At 49.7% G+C, this 17,133-nt stretch carries 9 protein-coding genes; 3 read left to right on the forward strand and 6 right to left on the reverse strand.

The genetic code is table 11. The features are described from left to right. Nucleotides 1–320: 320 nt before the first annotated feature. Entirely contained in the window at nucleotides 321–2,873 is a 2,553-nt protein-coding gene (locus tag AYI96_RS01170) for a TonB-dependent receptor plug domain-containing protein (RefSeq protein ID WP_039033381.1), read from the forward strand. A gap of 1,239 nt (nucleotides 2,874–4,112) precedes the next feature. Next, complete coding sequence (locus AYI96_RS01175) at nucleotides 4,113–6,665, forward strand: TonB-dependent receptor plug domain-containing protein (protein WP_039033380.1); 2,553 nt, start codon at nucleotides 4,113–4,115, stop codon at nucleotides 6,663–6,665. A 43-nt stretch (nucleotides 6,666–6,708) separates the two neighbouring features. Here AYI96_RS01175 and AYI96_RS01180 read toward each other — a convergent pair whose 3' ends face one another. The 3 genes from AYI96_RS01180 to ggt all read right to left on the reverse strand — a co-directional run bounded on the left by AYI96_RS01180 (nucleotide 6,709) and on the right by ggt (nucleotide 12,674). Next, a complete protein-coding gene (locus AYI96_RS01180) occupies nucleotides 6,709–8,034 on the reverse strand; it encodes an IS4 family transposase (RefSeq protein ID WP_144360825.1) in 1,326 nt (441 codons plus the stop codon). Between the two features lie 228 nt (nucleotides 8,035–8,262). After that, nucleotides 8,263–10,356, reverse strand: a complete 2,094-nt coding sequence (locus tag AYI96_RS01185; RefSeq protein WP_144360826.1) for a putative Ig domain-containing protein — start codon at nucleotides 10,354–10,356, stop codon at nucleotides 8,263–8,265. Between the two features lie 575 nt (nucleotides 10,357–10,931). Then, nucleotides 10,932–12,674: a gamma-glutamyltransferase gene (gene ggt, locus AYI96_RS01190; protein WP_144360827.1), complete on the reverse strand. Its 1,743-nt coding sequence runs from the start codon at nucleotides 12,672–12,674 to the stop codon at nucleotides 10,932–10,934. Nucleotides 12,675–12,766: 92 nt separating this feature from the next. On the opposite strand from ggt, the gene AYI96_RS01195 reads away from it, so the two are divergent. Beyond that, nucleotides 12,767–13,948 (forward strand): GNAT family N-acetyltransferase, encoded by a 1,182-nt coding sequence (locus tag AYI96_RS01195; protein ID WP_144360828.1) that lies wholly within the window; start codon nucleotides 12,767–12,769, stop codon nucleotides 13,946–13,948. Here the strand turns inward: AYI96_RS01195 and AYI96_RS01200 are convergent. From AYI96_RS01200 to AYI96_RS01210, 3 genes are all read right to left on the reverse strand, one after another. Then, nucleotides 13,945–14,559: a LysE family translocator gene (locus tag AYI96_RS01200; RefSeq protein ID WP_039033377.1), complete on the reverse strand. Its 615-nt coding sequence runs from the start codon at nucleotides 14,557–14,559 to the stop codon at nucleotides 13,945–13,947. The genes AYI96_RS01195 and AYI96_RS01200 overlap by 4 nt on opposite strands. A gap of 140 nt (nucleotides 14,560–14,699) precedes the next feature. Then, nucleotides 14,700–15,740, reverse strand: coding sequence for a 4-hydroxyphenylpyruvate dioxygenase (gene hppD / locus AYI96_RS01205; protein ID WP_039033461.1), 1,041 nt, complete (start codon nucleotides 15,738–15,740; stop codon nucleotides 14,700–14,702). Between the two features lie 71 nt (nucleotides 15,741–15,811). After that, nucleotides 15,812–16,972, reverse strand: a complete 1,161-nt coding sequence (locus AYI96_RS01210; RefSeq protein WP_039033376.1) for a homogentisate 1,2-dioxygenase — start codon at nucleotides 16,970–16,972, stop codon at nucleotides 15,812–15,814. Between the last annotated feature and the right edge of the window lie 161 nt (nucleotides 16,973–17,133).

Here is a 17,133-nt window from a genome sequence, read left to right on the forward strand (position 1 = left end):
ATTGAAACAAATTGTTTTGTGATCTATATCACGTTTTAATGCTCCAGCCATGTTAATTAATGTGTTTTGAATTAACGAAAAATCAAAGTCTATTTTTAGGTTTTCCATCATAATTAGCTGCATATTTATTCGTTTATAAGTTTGCGGGCCACTATCCCTATAAAACAAAACATTAACGAAACATAAATAAAACATTTTGGTTTTTGCCAGATGAAAATCCTGTTATTGACGCTATTGAAACGAGGCGACAGTATCTTGGCAACGCTGCATTAATAAGTGCGGTGAAAATAAAAACAAACCAAGAAGTAAGGGAGTTTAAAATGACAAGAACCAATAAGCTGACCAGCTCAGTAAGATTGGCATTATTTGCTGCAGTATCAACGTCAGCTGCATCTGTCTCTCAGGTAGCTTTTGCTGCCGAAGAGGGAGCCAAGGTAGAACGTATTGAAGTCACCGGCTCACGTATCCAGCGTCAAGATATGGAAACCGCTTCACCAGTGACAGTGATCAGTGCCGACGCCATTCGAGCGGAAGGTTTCACTTCAGTGGATCAATTGCTGCAGGCACAAACCTCCATGGCCGGCGCTGCAGTGGGGTCCAGTACCAATAATGGAGCCGATGGTGTGGCTCAGGTCGATCTGCGGGGCATGGGCGCTGAGCGCACTCTGGTTCTGCTCAATGGTCGCCGTATGGTCAATTCCGGCTCTGGTGCCGATAGCGCAGTGGATTTGAACTCTATCCCTGTGGCTATGATAGCTCGGGTAGAAATTCTTAAAGATGGCGCTTCTGCAGTATACGGCTCCGACGCCATCGCCGGTGTGGTTAACATTATCACCAAGAAAGACTTTGAAGGTTTTCAGTTGGATTTCAACGGCAGCGGAACCGATAAAGGCGACGGTGAGAGCGGTGAGCTGAGTTTGTTGTATGGCTTCAACACAGACAATGGTGGTAACTACACTTTTGGTGCGTCTTATTCTGACCGCCGTGGCGTAATTCAGGGGGATCGTGATTGGACCGAGCCAGGGGCCAGTTCCTTTATTCCTACCGGCTCTCTGAACGGAATGGTCAAAGACGCCAACGGTAACTGGGTCGAGCGCAGCACAGGTTATGATTATACTCAGGACAGTTGGTTCCAAACGCCTAGTGAGCGCTATAGCTTATTTGCCAACATGATCCAGGAGCTGGGTAATGAGTTGGTGCTGACAGGTGACATACTGTATACCAAGCGTAAGTCCGATCAGCAAATGGCGGCTCAACCAGCCGATATCATGCTGGGTGTCTGTGGCGAGGAAGGTATTGATGCTTCTCGCTGTCTCACGCTGGATCAATCCATGCTGGATGCCGGTATCAAGGCCGATAAGACCGGCCGTGTTAACTACCGTCGCCGTACCAATGACGTAGGACCTCGTATCTATAATCAAGACGTCGATACGCTGCGCGCCTCGATTGCCCTGCAGGGCACGCTGGATGTTCATACCGGCATGACTTGGGATCTGTCTTACACCTATGGCAAGAACAAGGCCGATACCTGGGTTGAAAACTCCATCAATGCCAAAAAGATGGAAAACTCAGTTTACAACAATCAAGGCGCCTGGCTCAGCGGTGCGCCATTGACCCAGGAGATCATCAACGATATCGGTTTCACCGAGCGTAACGATGGTGGTAACGAACAACATCTGGTTGCCGGGGTATTGAGTGGTGAGCTGTTTGATCTCGATGCTGGCCCGGTCAGCTTCGCTATCGGTGCCGAATACCGTTACGACAGCGGTTACTTTAATCCGGATCCTGTGATTGTCGCCGGTGAGGGTACAGCGGCCCAGCAAGACCCAACTGATGGTAACTACGACGTTATCTCTATCTATCAGGAGGTTAGCGTACCTTTTAGCGAAAAACTGACAGGTGAATTTGCGCTACGTTTCGATGATTACTCTACTTTCGGTAAGGCATCGACCTGGAAGATAGGCCTGACCTATGAAGCGACTGATGACTTAATGTTACGCGCCGTGGCAGCCACCGGATTCCGAGCGCCAAACGTCAGTGAACTCTATGGTGGTAACACAGGATCGTACGACTATTTGACCGATCCATGGGGTAACGAGCAAGATCCACAGATTTTGGTGAACTATACCTCGGACGAAAACTTGGAACCTGAAGAGTCTGAGTCTTACACTGCCGGTCTGGTTTACTCACCGCACTTTATTGACGGTATGTCTTTGACTCTGGACTACTGGCGTTTTCGGGTAACCAATGCCATTACCCGTCTGGATGCTCAGAAAGGGCTGAAAGATTGTTACGCCGGCAATCAGCTTGCCTGTGATACCTTCAAGATTACTTCTGACGGCGATCTATCTGACTTTACCAATCCGCTTACCAACGTAGGTAGCCAGAATACCAGTGGTATCGATTTCAACCTGGCTTACAGCTTCGAAGGCCTGGGACTGGACTGGAAGATTAACAACGACCTGACCTACCTTTTGGAGTTTGAGCAGGATGGCGTTTCCTATGATGGTACCATTGACGGTAACTTTGGCGCCTATGCAGAAGTTCGCAATAACTTCAGTATTCAAGCCAGTCGTGGCGACTGGAGCCTGATGTACTACAACCGTTATATCGGTAAGATGGATGATATTTATACTGACTATGATCAGAATGATAATCCATTTACAGCGGTTGCCAAGGCTGATGCCGTTATGTATCACAACATTGTCGGCACCTATCACTTCACTGATGGTTTGACAGCCTCGCTGGGTGTTAAGAACTTAACTGATGAAGAGCCGTCATTTGTATCCAACGGCAGTGATGCCGGAACTGTCCCTGAGGTTTATGACACCATAGGTCGTCAAATCTACGGTGGTGTGACTTACAAGTTCTAAGTCATCTCATAAAATGCCAAAGCGCCTTCGGGCGCTTTTTGGGTTTAATCTACAGTAGTGGCAAATACCGCTTTGACATTAAAAAAGTTGTTGCAATCTCGATAATCATAGTCTCGTTCACAGCAATCGTTTGATTTTGGTATTCATCCCTTGCCATAGTTATTGCGTCACCTATGGGGCGCTGAATGCATATTTCAAGCAGGTAAATTTTGAGTGGTTGGCAAGCTGTAATGAGTGCTTGGATGCTATTTCCCTTGGGCTAACTTACTCAAGTTTTCAGCGAATCATATGCAGAGTTACAGTCCGGTCTTGTCTGTTATGCTTCTTGCAAACGCGCAGGGCTATTTATTGTGAACCACGTCTTGCATCCACCTGTAAGCCCGCGAAGAGCACCAATGGGCCTTTTCGTATCTTCTTCACTGATGTTTGGGTTCAATCCAACTTTTTCATCAGATAAGAGAGGGCTTATTAATCGCCCCTTCTCCACATTATGAGCAAGCTCCTACGGCCTTGATTGAGCCGCTTAAGGGCGGTTTGTGCTCTTTTAATGGCGTTGCTGGCTCTAATTCTAGCTCGCAAATGAAATGATATAGCTCTTGGCTCCCTTCATTTTTGGACAATACCCCCGTTCCTTAAAATCAAAGATCTTATTTATATGCATAGCAGCCTGAGTGGCTTTATTACAGACACATTTACTCTGGTATACAGGCTTGAAGTGCTCTCTCTAAAAGAACAACCTCCGCAGCATAAAAAACTATTGAATAAAAACATATACAAGATGGTGTTAAACAGATTTGTAACATAACCATGCTGCATACCGTTTGTAATATGACCTGGTTAACAGAGATGTCCATGCAGATATACCTAACAGAGCTGGTAGTCAAACACGTCAATGAAGGGTTTTTCTTTGTGATATTGATGGCATATTCGGTATAAGTGTGCTGCAGATCTCACTTTTGATTAATGTAATTGTTGCGCAATTTGGGCTCTTTTAACAAAAAATTAAAGTTATTTTTTGACAAATTCAGCTATTTAAGTTTGTGGTTATATACTAATTCTAGGATAACTGAAGTTCATCAAAAAAATAAACAATATAATTTCAATTTGTTAACAATGCGACCTTTGTCAGATTAAAACTCTGTTATTGACGATTTTGCGACCAGGCGACAGTATCTTTGCTCGCCGCACCTAAAGAGGTCGGCGAACATAAAAACAATTCAGGAAGTAAGGGAGTTTATTATGACAAGAACCAATAAGCTGGCCAGTGCGGTTAAATTGGCGCTGTTTGCTGCTGTGTCAACGGCAACAGTATCTGTCTCTCAGGAAGCTTATGCTGCAGAGGAGGGCGACAAGGTTGAGCGTATCGAAGTCACAGGCTCACGTATTCAGCGCCAAGATATGGAAACCGCTTCTCCTGTAACAGTGATTAATGCCGATACTATTCGGGCAGAAGGTTTTACTTCGGTCGATCAATTATTGCAGGCACAAACCTCCATGGCTGGTGCGGCTATTGGCTCAACCACCAATAATGGTGCCGCTGGTGTAGCTCAGGTCGATTTGCGAGGTATGGGCGCTAAGCGCACCTTGGTACTGCTTAATGGCCGCCGTATGGTCAATTCCGGCTCCGGTGCCGATAGCGCAGTGGATTTGAACTCTATCCCTGTGGCTATGATTGCCCGGGTGGAAATTCTTAAAGACGGGGCTTCTGCGGTATACGGCTCTGACGCCATTGCCGGTGTGGTTAACATCATCACTAAAAAGGATTTTGAAGGTTTACAGTTGGATTTCAACGGCAGCGGAACCGACAAGGGGGACGGTGAAACCGGGGAGTTGAGCCTGTTGTATGGTTTCAACACAGATAATGGCGGCAACTACACTTTTGGCGCGGCGTACTCTGACCGTCGTGGCGTCATCCAGGCTGACCGTGATTGGACAAAGCCTGGTGCCAGTTCTTTCATCCCAACCGGTTCTCTGGCCGGTATGGTCAAAGACGCCAACGGTAACTGGGTTAAGCGCAGTACTGGTTATGATTTCACCAAAGACAGTTGGTTTCAAACGCCAAGCAAGCGCTATAGCCTGTTTGGCAACATGATCCAGGAGCTGGGCAATGAACTGGTATTGTCAGGTGACATACTGTACACCAAGCGTAAGTCCGATCAGCAAATGGCGCCGCAGCCTGCTGATATCATGTTAGGAGTTTGTGGTCAGGCAAGAGTGAATCCTAACCGTTGTATTACCTTGGATCAGTCTATGTTGGCTGCAGGTATAAAGGCGGACAAGACCGGGCGAGTCAATTATCGCCGTCGTACCAATGATGTTGGGCCGCGTATTTATAATCAGGATGTCGATATTCTGCGTGCTTCTCTTGCTCTGCAAGGCACGTTGGATGTTAATACAGGTATGACTTGGGATTTGTCTTATACCTATGGCAAGAACAAGGCCGATACCTGGGTTGAAAACTCTATCAATGCTGAAAAGATGACAAACTCGGTTTACAACAATCAAGGCGCCTGGATCAGCGGCGCACCATTGACCCAGGAGATCATCAATGACATAGGCTTTACCGAACGTAACTATGGTGGTAATGAACAACATGTGGTCGCCGGGGTATTGAATGGTGAGTTGTTTGACCTGGCTGCCGGTCCTGTCAGTTTTGCTATCGGAACCGAATATCGCTATGACAGCGGATACTTTACTCCGGATCCTGTGATTGTCGCCGGTAAAGGAACTGCTGCTCAGCAAGATCCAACCGACGGTAACTATAATGTTATCTCAATCTATCAGGAGATTAGTGTACCTTTCAGCGACAAGCTGACCGGTGAATTTGCCCTGCGTTTCGATGATTACTCTACTTTCGGTAAGGCGTCCACCTGGAAGCTAGGGCTGACCTATGAAGCGACCGATGAACTTATGCTGCGCGCCGTGGCTGCTACCGGTTTTCGGGCACCAAATGTCAGCGAACTCTATGGCGGTAACACAGGATCTTACGACTATTTGGAAGATCCATGGAAGAATGCCCAGGATCCACAAATTTTGGTCAACTATACCTCAGATCTGAATCTGAAGCCTGAGGAGTCAGAGTCTTATTCTGCTGGTTTGGTTTATTCACCAGGTTTTATTGACGGTATGTCTCTGACCTTGGATTACTGGCGTTTTCGGGTAACCAATGCCATTACTCGCTTGGATGCTCAGAAAGGGTTGAAAGATTGTCATGCCGGTAAACAGGCTGCTTGCGACACTTTCAAAATCACCCCATCCGGTGACTTATCCAAGTTCACCAACCCGTTGACCAACGTGGGAAGCCAGAATACTAGTGGTATCGACTTCAACCTGGCTTACAGTTTTGAAGGCTTGGGGTTGGACTGGAAGATCAATAATGACCTGACTTATCTGCTGAAATTTGAGCAGAATGGTGTGGCCTATGACGGTACTATTGACGGTAACTTTGGCGCCTATGCAAAGGTTCGCAATAACCTCAGCATCCAGGCAACTCGTGGTGACTGGAGCCTGATGTATTACAACCGTTATATAGATAAGATGGACGATATCCATACCAAGTACGATAAGAATAAAAAACCTTACACTGCAGTTGCCAAAGCGGATGCTGTTTTGTATCACAACATTGTCGGTACCTATCATTTCACCGATGCCTTGACAGCTTCTCTGGGGGTGAAAAACCTGACAGATGAAGAGCCTTCATTTGTATCCAATGGCAGTGATGGCGGAACTGTTCCTGAGGTTTATGACACCATAGGTCGTCAAATCTACGGTGGTGTAACTTATAAGTTCTAAGCCATCTCATAAAATGAAAAAGCGCCCGAGGGCGTAATGCCGTTCACTTAGTGTGAACGGCATTTTTCTTAGGCTTAATGGGATACTTGTTTTTACTCATTTTTAACGCACGTGGATAGGCTCTATCGCGTTTCCCATCAAGCTTGAACTGCCTCGCATTACGCACTATGTTCAAGACATCTCTCGGGACATTCCCTGGCGTTTGAGATGACAGCTGAGTCAGTTTAAAAATGATATAACTCGATGCATCTCTAAAACTTAATTGGTTCGGATGTAACGACGGTAAGCTTTTAGCCATCAACACCATCTTGTATCTAATGAGGTTATAGGCCAACAGTACCCCCCACAATTCTTGGATAACCAGCTCTGGCAATTGACTGCGTAACGTAAAGCGACTCTCCAGAAGATGCTGCTTCATCTCCCGATAGCCCACTTCAATCTCCCATCGATGAGCATATAAATCCGCTATTTCTGCCCCCGGATAACGCAAGGGGTCCGTTAATGAGGTCAAAATGGAAACCGACTTACCTTTTATCGTTTTCGTCAGTAAGCGAGCTTCAATATTTTCAGGCAGCATAGGCCACTTCTTTCTGGCTTGAGGCGTGGTGGTTAACCGCACCAGTTGGTCGTGTTTTCCTAAAGAGCGTACCACTTCATATTGTGTCCCTTTCTTCAACGGCAGCAGCCAGTGGCTGTTAGGTTGAGCCTGTTGCCAGGCCTGCAAAAGCCCCAACGAATAAAAGCCTCTGTCAAACAGCGTCAGGCTGTTATTGGGGATGCTTGATATCAATTCAGCGGCTAAATTCATTTCACTGACAGCAACAGAATCAAAGGCACTGTTCAATACCAAGTGGCTGCTTAACTCCATCATGCAAACCATACGAATTTGCGGATAGGCAGCATCACCAGAAGCGTTGGCGGTTTTGGCAAAAGCCTGATTGTTTTGCTCACTATCAGGTGTTCGCCACACGACACCATCGCCCCCATAGAGGTTAAGCCCACACCAATGCGGATGCTCTGCTCTCTCATGCCAGGTCTTGGCACTTCGCTTAAACACATCCTGAACAACATCAGAGCCCAGCCGCTTGCGCGCTTGCGTGACAGCACTGCGAGCAACGTAATCCACCTCTTGAGGTAAGACGATATCAAGCTTATTGATGAGAGAGCGGACGGACTCGCCTCTGAATAGAGCCATACCAATCACCGCCCAAATCATGGCATCCATAGGTAACTTACGCCGCCTTAAACTGGCAACACCATGTGAATCAAGGCACGACTGAATTAACTCAGGCTCAAGCACATCGGCCAGACAGGTGAATTCGGTAAGACGATTGATATGAGTACGCGCCAAAGCTTCTGAAAGTTGCATAAAAAAATCCGATGACATGAGGTCATCGGATTTTGATCCTTTCAGTGAGATCGTCAAGCGATCTGTCTTAACTGATCGGCATTACCCGAGGGCGGGCGCTTTTGGCGTTTATTGTACGCCGTGGAAAACATAGTTTCGAACCACTAAAGATCAGCATCTTGCCAACCGGCTAGGTTGAATTCGCCGTATCAGTGTTTTATTCAGTCAAACCACTGACTTTGAGTTGCCTTAATCGTTATTGCCTGTCCCTGTCCATTGGATGTTGGCTTTAATCTCTTCCACCAAGCCGGCATCCTCTTCGGTAACATGACCTATAACACTGTAAATTTTGCCGACAACAGGCTGCTCGATATCGAATTGCGCCTGGCAGTATTCGATACCATTTTCTTCAGCGGGGAACAGATAGGCTGGAATGCGATATTCCATACCTTCGTAGCTGAGGTTGAGATCGTAAAACTCCCTTACCTCATCACAGCTGAAGTCGGTGTTGGGTACATCGAAGTAGAGCCCCACCTTGGCGCCGCCATTATCCGCCGCTGTCATCTGCATGGTCAGGTGACCGAGCTGATAGGTCGCTTCTGTGGCCGCCGGCAGCTCCGCTGTAAACATACGACCTTGGGCATCGTCATCAGACTCAATATCCAGACGTTTTTCTACATCATCGGCTTTGCTGAACAGGGTATAGCGACCGTCCCAAAGTTGCAGCACTTTGGCATTGTCACCGACACCGGCAATGGCGTCGTTCAGCTTGATGGTTTCCTGATGTTCAACACCTTCATCATCGCCGTACTCCAGCACCATTTGGCCTAGTTCATTGATGGTATAAGTGGAGACTTCCACGGTTGCAATGGCGGAGCATTCGCTGAGGTTGTTTTGAGTGCGGACATTACGCAGCACAGAGCCGTTTTTGAACTCCAGAGTATCACACCACACTTGCATCACACCGTCGTCGTGTTCGTCTGCAGAACCCCATTCTGTGATGAACCAGGTGTTGCCTTCCAGCGGATGTTTGGGCTCTGGTTCGACACCGTTACCGGCAACCTTGACTTTAAGATCGGCTCTCACAGCTGCATGTTTGCCGTCATTGACTGTCACAGTGACAACAAAGTCGCCGGCAACCAGAGGCTTGCCGGACAAACGCAATGAGTCACCTTGCTCAATTTTCAGGTCGATACCTTGCATATCCGTCATGGCGCTGAAGGTCAGTTGATCTTTATCCTGATCGCCAAATAGCTCATCCAGGTCAATCACCTGATCGATTTGATTGCCTACTGTCAGCGCCATGCGTGCCAGTTCAGCTTCCAGTTTGGCTTTTTCAGCCGGGTTGATGACAGGAGCATGGTTGATACTGCTGACTTCAATCTCAATTTCCAGCGGGTATGAGCGGGTGCCCTTGCTGTCGGTGGCGTAAGCGTGCAGCTCAATTTCACCGGCTACCTTAGGTGTGCCGCTGAGAACGCCTGTTTTGGCGTCGAATGCCAGGCCCAGGGTTTGCAGTGCAATGTTGCCATCTTCCTCCATCAGGCTCAGAGTGAAGCTGTCGTTGTCCTTGTCGGCAAAAGCGGCTGACAAATCTACGGCAGTCATCGGCTGACCCAGTTCCACTTCAATTTGGGTCAGCTTGTCCAGTTCAGCCTGGCTCAAGACAATATGAGGTCTGTGGTTGGACTCTACACCGCCTTCTGGAGTGATCACCGGCTCGTAGTCGTCGATTTTGTCACCGGTTTGCACCTTGGCAGCCACATCTTCAACCAAACTTTGCAGATGCGCTTCAGCCAGGCCCTGATGGCTAACCAGAGTCTCGCCGACAATGTTCAGCGCTTGAGCGACTTTGTTGGCGTTGCTCTTGGCCAGATAGTCACCAAACAGCAGCTCTGGTTCGGCTTTAAGTTCAGCAAATTGAGCCGACACGGCTTTTTCGGCATCCGCCTTGGATACACCTTGGTTGGCGTCCATATGCTTGACAACCAAGTCTGTCAGCGGGCTGATCACCTGGCTGTTGGCCTCTTTGCTTGCCGGGGCTTTGAGCTCAAAGGCTTTTTTCACCAAGCCGCGACTTTCATCCATGGTCTTGTCGGCAATGGCTTTAACACACAGTGTTTGTCCCTGATATTGGCCATCGATCCGGGCAATACCGCCTTTGCCGGTTGTCGCCACTTTGGTTTGGCAGTTTTCGCCGACATAAACGTCGGCATTCACCAGATAACCATCAATGGCTGTGACCGAAAATGATTTGGTTGTGGGGGTGTCATTGTTGTCGTTGCCGCCGCAACCGGCCAGAGCCAGTGCTATTGACGCTGCAAGCAAAGTCGTCTTCTTCATTCTTTATCCTAAAATAATTTGAGCGCCTTGATGACGCCCATCCACCTTTTTAGATACAAAAGTTCCATTTAAAGGGGGACGGATGATAACTTTGATAAGGAAAAGATAAATTGATTGGATTCACATAAAATAATGATTAAAAACAGTGTGGTAGATTGAATTTTAAGCTGTGATTTAATTTTAAACACATATTGGCGTCGCAATCGCCAAAAGTGCCGCTATCTGAGTTTTTACTTGTCAGAAGCAAGGAGTTGTGCCGCCTGAATGGATTGATAAACGCTTATAAATAAGAGGGTTATTGACAGCCTGTTAATTGCGTCTCGGGTAGTAGAAATGAAAGCTCAGGATTGAATTAGCCCTGATTTGGCCCAAGCCAATGTGCTGAGGTTAAGTCGCCGGTTTGTTAAAAGTTAACCTTGGTTCAGTTTAAAAAACAGCTCCGCAAGAGTGGCATCTGCGGAGCTGTTTTCAATGTAGATGAGAGTTAAGCCAAATTTAATGCCCGTCGCTCACTACTTTGTTTCAAAAACCTGTCTAAGGAGTTCTTTCAGTAGCTTAGGTTTTGGTAACTGGGCTCAGTAGCCTGCCGCTTCGCTGCCGGCACGGCGCGGGTCAGATGCACCAAATTTACCTTCTTCGGTCACCATTATGCTCTGGGTGCTGCCCATGGAACTTTTGACCTTGACCAGGTGGCCCATGGCTTCCAGCAGCGCTATGGTGTCACCATTGAGGCTGCGCTCAACCCGAATTTCATCCGGCAACCACTGGTGATGCATCCGCGGCGCAAAGCTGGCTTCGGCGATATTCAGGTCGTGGTCAATCACATTCATGATGATCTGCAGCACTGTGGTAATGATCCTGGCGCCCCCCGGGCTGCCGGTAACCAGAAACGGCTGACCGTCTTTCATTATCATGGTCGGGCTCATGGAGCTCAGTGGCCGCTTGTTGCCTTGTACCGAGTTGGCTTCACCGCCCACCAGACCATACCCGTTGGGGGTGCCGGGTTTGGCTGAGAAATCATCCATCTCATTGTTCAGCAAAATCCCTGTGCCATCGGCCACCAGCCCAGAACCATAACTGAAGTTGAGGGTATAGGTGTTGGATACTGCATTGCCCCATTTGTCCACGACCGAGTAGTGAGTTGTCTGGTCACTTTCATAGGGTGCCAGCTTGCCGGGTTTGACCTGGCTTGAAGGGGTGGCGTGCTTGCTGTCGATGCTCTTGGCTAATGTCTTGGCATAATCCGGGCTCAACAGGGCTTTGACCGGCACAGGATAGAAATCCGGATCGCCGAGATACTCGCTGCGATCGGCATAGGCCCGTCTCATGGCCTCGGCCATAAGATGCAAAGTGGCGGCGGTGTTATGGCCCAGATCATGGATGGGGTACTGCTCGAGAATGTTGAGGATCTCTATGATATGAATACCACCCGATGATGGCGGCGGCATGGAAACCACCTCATAGCCTCGATAGTGTCCGCGCACCGGCTGGCGCTCTATGGCCTGATAGTTGTTGAGATCCTCAAGGGTCATGATGCCGCCGGCGGCCTGAATGGCTCTCACCAGTTTCTCGGCGGTTTCCCCTTGGTAAAAGCCTTTGCTGCCCTGTTTGGCAATCAGCTCCAGTGAGTGAGCCAACTCAGGTTGCTTGATGATGTCGCCCGGTACAAAGCTGCTGCCATCTGCCTTGTAGAAGATAGCGGCAGAGCTTGGCCATTGGGAAATGCGGCGCTTAACCCCATCAAGGGAGTTGGCCAGATCTGAAGTAACGCTGATCCCATCCCGCGCCAGTTTGATCGCCGGGGCTATCACTTGCTCCCGTTTCATGGTGCCATACTTGGACAGGGCCAGCTCCATGCCCATCACAGTGCCGGGAACGCCTACCGCCAGGCCGTGCTCGCGGCTGAGTTTATTGACCGCATTACCCTTGTCATCAAGGAAGATATCCCTGTGGGCCTTGGAAGGAGCCATCTCCCGATAGTCTATGGCTATGGTCTTGTTTTCCTTCGCCAGGTGTACCAGCATGAAACCGCCGCCACCTATATTGCCGGCCCGGGGCAAAGTCACTGCCAGGGCATAACCCACTGCCACAGCTGCATCTACTGCGTTGCCGCCTTGCTTGAGAATATCCACCCCGATACGGGAAGCCAGTGCCTCTTGGCTGGAAACCATGCCATGCTTGGCCCAAACGGGCTGGGCTGTGGCCATTTCACTGTAAATCGAGGATTCGTTGGCGGTAACTTGTGGGCTGTAACTCAGGGTGGAGGCTGCAGGCAGAGCCAGAGCGACGGCGAAGATCAGCGGTTTTATCAGACGCACTATATTTCCTTATACTGCTTTTGCTTAAGTTGCTATGCAATGTGCCGCCAATTATCCTTGATTGCAAGTTTGCCTCGGCATATGGAATAAATTTGGACAATAAGCACTGGCAGTGGCGTTTTGCCGCCGGCATTGATGAGATCCCCGCCGCCGAGTGGGATCTGTGTCTGGCTGAAGATGGCCAAACAGAGCCGGACAACCCCTTTTGCCGGCATGCTTTTTTGAAGGCGCTGGAGCAAAGTGGCAGTGTTTGCGCCGCAGCCGGCTGGCAACCCATGCATTTACAGCTGTTTTGCAACGACAGGCGTTTGGCTGTGATGCCTCTCTATCTCAAGGATCACTCCTGGGGCGAATATGTGTTCGACTGGGCCTGGGCCGATGCCTATCAGCGCCACGGTGAAGCCTATTATCCCAAGTTGGTCTGCGCCATTCCCTTTACGCCTGTCACCGGCCCAAGACTCGGGATAGCGCCCGAGGCCAGGGCGGCGGCCGCTGATATCCAGCAGGCGCTGGGGAAACTATTTTGGCAACTGCTCGAAAGCTATTCCTCCTGGCATTGGTTGTTTGTCAATGAGGTGCAACTCGAGTCATTGCGGCATTTGCCCCAGACCTTGGTGCGGGAAGGCACGCAGTTTCATTGGTTTAACCGGGGTTACAGCCAGTTTGATGATTTTTTGGCGCGGCTCAACTCGAAACGGCGCAAGAATATTCTCAAAGAGCGCCGCGCCTTGGCTGACTTGCAGTTTGTCTGGCTCAGGGGCGATGAACTGCAAGATTGGCACTGGCAGCTTTTCTATCGCTGCTATCGGCAAACTTACCTGAAACGCTCCGGCCACCGGGGATATCTTCAGCCCGACTTTTTCAAGCTACTCGGTAAGTTGATGGCGGCCGAGGTGCGTTTGCTCCTGGTGCACCGAATGGGCAAAGCGCCGCAACAGGCGCTGGCATGCGCGCTTTATCTGCAGGGGAAAGATACGCTTTATGGCCGCTATTGGGGAGCACTTGAGGAGATCCCGGCGCTGCATTTCGAGGCCTGTTACTGGCAGGGGATTGACTATTGCATCAAGAACGGCCTCAGTTGCTTCAACGCCGGTGCCCAGGGGGAGCACAAGCTGATTCGCGGTTTTGAGTGTGTCACCACCTATTCGCTGCACGGCATAGCGCATCCAGGCTTTAGGGAGGCGATAGCCGATTTCTGTCAAACAGAGGCCGGCAACAACCGCTTGTATCAAGCGCAGTTGCAGCAGGCCTTACCTTACAAAAAGGGCGATTAACCCAGCGCCAGCCAGACACCGACCCCAAGCATCAGGCTGCCGGCTATCCGGTTGAGCAGGCGGACATTGTTGCCACGGCTCAAAAACAGCCTCAGGCTCTTGCCGCCGTTGGCATAGGCCAGCATGCAGATGAGTTCGGTACACATGATAATGCCGATGAGTGCCGTCAGTTGCGGTGCCATAGGTTGCTGCAGATTGATAAAGGGAGGCAGCAAGGAAATCATAAAGGCCCAGCCCTTGGGATTGGCAATGGCGGTGACAAAACCTTGGGAGATCAACGCTGTGCGCTTGATACTTCGTGGTTGGTCGAGATTGGCCATCTTGCCCTTGGCCCGCCACATATTGATGCCGAGCCAGATAAGATAGGCTCCACCAAGATATTTGAGTCCCTGGAAGATCATCGGATGTTTCAACATAATCGTGGCCACCCCCAGCACGGCCGCCAAAGCTACCAGGGCGACCCCCACGACTTCACCCAGCATCATCCACAGAGTGCGGCGCACCCCAATGCTCATCCCCAGTGTCATGGCCAGGGTCATGCACATTCCCGGGGTAACGGAAACAAAGAAAAAGGTTGGAATAAAAGCGGCGAGCAGGGCGTAGTCTTGCATTTTGGGTACAGCTATCTCTCAAAAAGGGAGATCAGTCTAATGAAATCCTACCGGGTGACAAAGTAAAAAATTGCAGTGCTCAATATACTAACAAGAGACCGATCATCAGATCGGTCTCAAACGGGGGATTTCGTTATCGGTTACAGCACGCCACGCTTCATTTGATCGCGCTCGATGGATTCGAACAACGCCTTGAAGTTACCCTCGCCAAAGCCGAGGTTGTTCTTGCGCTGAATAATTTCGATAAAGATCGGGCCGAACAGGTTTTTGGTGAAGATCTGCAGCAGATAGCCACTGTCATCCCCGTCCACCAGAATTTGATGATGCTTTATCTTGTCGCGGTTTTCCGTCACCTGCGGCACCTTGTCGAAGATGGTGTCGTAGTATTCAGGGATGATGTCCAGGGTCTCGATTGAGGTTCCTTCCATGGCATCGAGCGAGGCGACGATATCCCGGGTGCGGAACGCCAGATGTTGCACGCCCGGGCCGTTATATTCGCGCAGGTACTCATCAATCTGGTTTTTGTCGTCACCCTTGCCCTCATTGATGGGGATACAGAAGCTGCCATCGGGAGAGCGCAGAGCGTAGGAGACCAAGGCGGTTTGTACGCCGCTGATATCAAAGTAACGCACTTCGGTGAATCCGAAGATATCCTTATAGAAATCAGACCATTGTTCCATAGTACCCTTGTGGACATTGTTGGTCAGGTGATCTACTTCCATAAAGCCTTTTTCAGGGACTATCACAGGGGCAGGCAGGTCGACAAAGTCTGTCTTGTAGATGTTGTTCTGCTCGCCGAAACGGTCGATGAAGTAAATCAGGCTGTCGCCTATACCATAGATTGCCGGGTAAGGCAGGTCAGTGTGGGCCTGATCCGCCGGGCGGGCGCCGCGGGATACCGCCAGTTGCAGGGCATAGTTGGCATCTTCTACCCGCCAACCCATGGAGCAGATGGCCGGACCATGGTGCTTGGCAAATTCGGCGCTGAAGCCTTGACGCTCCTTGTTGAGCAGAAAGTTAATGTCGTTCTGCTTGTAGTAGAAAATCTCCCTGTCCTTGGCTTTTTTCAGCATGGAGAAACCAAAGTCGATAAAGACCTGGTGCATGAAATCACTGTCCGGGGTTGCAAACTCGGTAAATTCGATACCGAGCAGTCCCAGTGGATTCTTTTCGCTTGCCATTTCTATGTCCTCTTCAATGATGTTGCTTGCGGCCATTCTCTGATGGCCTTGCTGGATATTCGGGTCCGGGCTCAGCGTTCGAGCCAGGAGCGGTTGTAATCAGTACTCATGCAGCTCTGCACATGGGTGGTTAACTGCAGCGGGGCAAAGGTATCCACCATAACGGCGTATTCATAGGTGTCTTTCTTGCCGATGGAGGCTTCGGTGCGCCCGGGCTGCGGCCCATGAGGCACGCCTTTTTGATGCAGTGTCAGGTAACCGGCTTCTATGCCGGTGCGGCTCATAAAGTCGCCGTCCACATAATAGAGCACCTCGTCGCTGTCGATATTGTTGTGGTAGTAAGGTGCGGGGATCGCCTTGGGATGGAAGTCGTAAGGTCTGGGAACAAAGTTGCAGATAACAAAGTTGTGGGCGGTAAACACCAGATGATCCGAGGGGGGCAGGTGAATCTTGCCTACCTTGGGCGCGTACTCTGTGATATTGAAGGCCCAGGGGTAGACAAAACCGTCCCAACCCACCAGATCAAAAGGATGCCATTCCAGCTGAGTCAGCTGATACTTGTCGCCAAACTTGCTGACCAGTGGGAATTCCCCTTGCTCGACCTTGGCCTCTGTCAGTTCGGGTACCCGGATATCCCGCTCGCAATAGGGGGCTGACTCCAGCAACTGGCCATAGTCATTGCGAAAGTGTTTGGGGATCTCCACCATGGAGAAGGACTCGATCACCAACAGGCGCACATTAGTGTAGTCCTTGAATTTCAACTGATAGGTGGTGCCGCGGGGGATCACCAGATAGTCCCACTTTTGCACCTTGAGCTTGCCGTATTCACTTAAGAGCTCGCCTTCACCCTCGTGGACAAATACCACCTCGTCGGCGTAGGCATTGCGGTAAAACAGCTCGGTATCCTCGGTGACTCTGGCGGTATAAATCGCCAGATCCTGATTGAAGAAAATCTTGTTGCGGGCACAGAAGAAGTGCCCCTGCCTGTCGGCCTGTTTGCTGTCCAGTTTATAGTTCTGTACCAGGGAGTCCTGCCACACTTCTCCATGACTGAGCTTAAAAGGCTCAACAGTTAACGCCTTGGTAGGCATATTGTGGTGGTACTTGTTGGAATAGATATTGGAAAAGCCATGGGTTGAAAACAGCTCTTCACGGTAGAGTTCACCGGATGGCTTCTCAAATGCGATGTGGCGCTTGTTGGGAACCTGCCCCTGTTTTACATAAAATGGCATCTGACTCTTCCTTGGTGGCGCTTGCTGTTAATGTTCTTTGGGAACCTTCGGCGGCCACTGTTGTTATTCTTGTTCTCTTTGCGCTCTTGTCTGTCGGAATTGCCGGTCGCTGGCAGCGCAAATGAGCCGTTTTTGTGATCTATCTTTCAATTTAGTTGCGT

The organism is Shewanella sp. MSW, assembly GCF_007636515.1.
GTDB classification, from domain to species: domain Bacteria; phylum Pseudomonadota; class Gammaproteobacteria; order Enterobacterales; family Shewanellaceae; genus Shewanella; species Shewanella indica.